The following is a 3488-nucleotide window of genomic DNA, read 5'->3' on the forward strand; positions in this document are numbered from 1 at the left end:
GGCAGCGCGGGTTCCAGGATGGGAGGCGGGAAAGTATGCTTTTGGTTCAGAAGAAAGATCGCCTTTAGTTACCAGCTGGGCGGTCGCGATTGATTTGATTACTAGCGCAGCTTTGGTTGTGTGCGGTCAAACGCACTCAAGTAGCCGAATAGGCGGTAGTGCCAATATCAAGTCTTTCTCTTTCTGGATCAAATCAAGCGCGAGAAGGGCGTTTGGTGAATGCCTTGGCAGCAAGAGGCGATGAAAGACGTGATACTCTGCGATAAGCCATGGGGAGCTGAGAATAAGCTTTGATCCATGGATCTCTGAATGGGGCAACCCACCTGAATGTTTGTTATTGTTAGCACAGCTGATCAATAATGAGCATGACCAGGTACTTAAGACCTGAATACATAGGGTTTTAAGGGCAAACCCGGGGAACTGAAACATCTAAGTACCCGGAGGAAAGGAAATCAATTGATACTCCCCTAGTAGCGGCGAGCGAACGGGGACCAGCCGAGCCGGATAAGTGAGAAGAACATGTTGGGAAGCATGGCCATAGCGGGTGACAGCCCCGTATTCGAAGCTTTGACGGACGTATTAAGTAGGGCGGAACACGTGAAATTCTGTCTGAAGATCGGAGGACCACCTTCGAAGGCTAAGTACTCCTTGCTGACCGATAGCGAACCAGTACCGTGAGGGAAAGGTGAAAAGCACCCCGACGAGGGGAGTGAAACAGTACCTGAAACCGAACGCCTACAATCAGTCGGAGGCTCCTAGCGAGCTGACGGCGTACCTTTTGTATAATGGGTCATCGACTTGGTCTCACGAGCAAGCTTAAGCCGTTAGGTGTAGGCGTAGCGAAAGCGAGTCTTAATAGGGCGTATGAGTTCGTGGGATCAGACCCGAAACCGAGTGATCTAGGCATGGCCAGGTTGAAGGTGCGGTAACACGCACTGGAGGACCGAACCCACATCCGTTGAAAAGGATCGGGATGAGCTGTGCCTAGGGGTGAAAGGCCAATCAAACTCGGAGATAGCTGGTTCTCTGCGAAATCTATTTAGGTAGAGCGTCATCCGAATACCCCGGGGGGTAGAGCACTGGATGGGTAATGGGGCCCCACAGGCTTACTGATCCTAACCAAACTCCGAATACCCGGGAGTACTAGATGGCAGACACACTGCGGATGCTAACGTCCGTAGTGGAGAGGGAAACAACCCTGACCTACAGCTAAGGCCCCCAATTCATGGCTAAGTGGGAAAGCAGGTGGGACGACCAAAACAACCAGGAGGTTGGCTTAGAAGCAGCCATCCTTTAAAGATAGCGTAACAGCTCACTGGTCTAAACAAGTTGTCCTGCGGCGAAGATGTAACGGGGCTCAAGCCATGAGCCGAAGCTTAGGATGCCGTAAGGCATGGTAGCAGAGCGTAGTGTGACATAAGACTTATCCTCTTCAGTGTCTTTCGGGGCACCTTGGAGGATCGAGTCTTTTCGATGAAGCCGGCCTGTGAGGGATCCGGTGGAGAGATCACTAGTGAGAATGATGACATGAGTAGCGACAAAGAGTGTGAGAGACACTCTCGCCGAAAGTCCAAGGGTTCCTGCTTAAAGCTAATCTGAGCAGGGTAAGCCGGCCCCTAAGCCGAGGCCGAAAGGCGTAGGCGATGGGAACTAGGTTAATATTCCTAGGCCAGGAGGATGTGACGGATCACAGGTGTAGTTCAATCTTATCGGATTGATTGGGCTGCTGAGTGGTTCCTGGAAATAGCCCTCCATCAGACCGTACCCTAAACCGACACAGGTGGACTGGTAGAGCATACCAAGGCGCTTGAGAGAACGATGTTGAAGGAACTCGGCAAAATACCTCCGTAAGTTCGCGAGAAGGAGGCCCGGTTCCTAGGCAACTAGGGGCTGGGGGCACAAACCAGGGGGTGGCGACTGTTTATTAAAAACACAGGGCTCTGCGAAGTCGCAAGACGACGTATAGGGTCTGACGCCTGCCCGGTGCCTGAAGGTTAAAAGGAGAGGTGAGAGCCTTGAATTGAAGCCCAGGTAAACGGCGGCCGTAACTATAACGGTCCTAAGGTAGCGAAATTCCTTGTCGGGTAAGTTCCGACCTGCACGAATGGCGTAACGACTTCCCCGCTGTCTCCAACATCGACTCAGCGAAATTGAATTGCCTGTCAAGATGCAGGCTTCCCGCGGTTAGACGGAAAGACCCCGTGCACCTTTACTACAGCTTCGCACTGGCATCAGGACTGCAATGTGCAGGATAGGTGGTAGGCTTCGAAGCAGGGACGCCAGTTCCTGTGGAGCCTCCCTTGAGATACCACCCTTTGCATTCTTGATGTCTAACCGCGGTCCGTTATCCGGATCCGGGACCCTGCGTGGCGGGTAGTTTGACTGGGGCGGTCGCCTCCTAAAGCGTAACGGAGGCGCGCGAAGGTTGGCTCAGAGCGGTCGGAAATCGCTCGTTGAGTGCAATGGCAGAAGCCAGCCTGACTGCGAGACTGACAAGTCGAGCAGAGTCGAAAGACGGCCATAGTGATCCGGTGGTCCCGAGTGGAAGGGCCATCGCTCAACGGATAAAAGGTACGCCGGGGATAACAGGCTGATACTGCCCAAGAGTCCATATCGACGGCAGTGTTTGGCACCTCGATGTCGGCTCATCTCATCCTGGGGCTGGAGCAGGTCCCAAGGGTACGGCTGTTCGCCGTTTAAAGAGGTACGTGAGCTGGGTTTAGAACGTCGTGAGACAGTTCGGTCCCTATCTGCCGTGGGTGTAGGAGACTTGAGAGGAGTTGCCCCTAGTACGAGAGGACCGGGGTGAACGATCCACTGGTGGACCTGTTGTTGCGCCAGCAGCAGTGCAGGGTAGCTATGATCGGACAGGATAACCGCTGAAGGCATCTAAGCGGGAAGCCCCCCTCAAAACAAGGTCTCCCTGAGGGCCGTGGAAGACCACCACGTCAATAGGCCGGAGATGTAAGCGCAGCAATGCGTTCAGTTGACCGGTACTAATCGCCCGATAGGCTTGATTTGATCCAGTAACAGAAAGACAAATCACCAAAAGCATACACTGACCTTGAGTTGGACAACGTTGATTGATGTGAAACCCCGCAAGGGGTCACACAACAACCGTGCGGCAACGCGCATTCGCTTCGCGAATACGCTGCCTGCCGCGCGCCGCCTTTTTGCAAAGCAAAAAGAGCGACGGGGATTTTCCTCGGTTTGGTGGTCATAGCGCAAGTGAAACACCCGGTCCCATCCCGAACCCGGAAGTTAAGCACTGCAGCGCCAATGGTACTTGGGCTCAAGCCCCGGGAGAGTAGGTCACCGCCAAACCTAGAAAAATCCCCCCTCTCAAAAACGATGAAAAAACACGACCAGGTCTCAAACAGCCAAATAGGCAACAGACCAAACCAAAGTGTCGCGGGATGGAGCAGCCCGGTAGCTCGTCAGGCTCATAACCTGAAGGTCGCAGGTTCAAATCCTGCTCCCGCAACCAA

At 53.7% G+C, this 3488-nt stretch carries 1 tRNA gene and 2 rRNA genes; all 3 read left to right on the forward strand.

Annotation, left to right across the window (positions count from 1 at the left end):
- The first annotated feature begins 191 nt into the window (after positions 1-191).
- The 3 genes from AC2FNL_RS12080 (at position 192) to AC2FNL_RS12090 (ending at position 3487) form a co-directional block, all read left to right on the forward strand.
- A 23S ribosomal RNA gene (locus tag AC2FNL_RS12080) occupies positions 192-3021 on the forward strand.
- A 188-nt stretch (positions 3022-3209) separates the two neighbouring features.
- Positions 3210-3324 (forward strand): 5S ribosomal RNA (gene rrf / locus AC2FNL_RS12085).
- Between the two features lie 86 nt (positions 3325-3410).
- A tRNA-Met gene (locus AC2FNL_RS12090) sits at positions 3411-3487 on the forward strand.
- The last annotated feature ends 1 nt before the right edge of the window (position 3488 follow it).

This window comes from Ruegeria sp. CRTD044 (assembly GCF_059613485.1).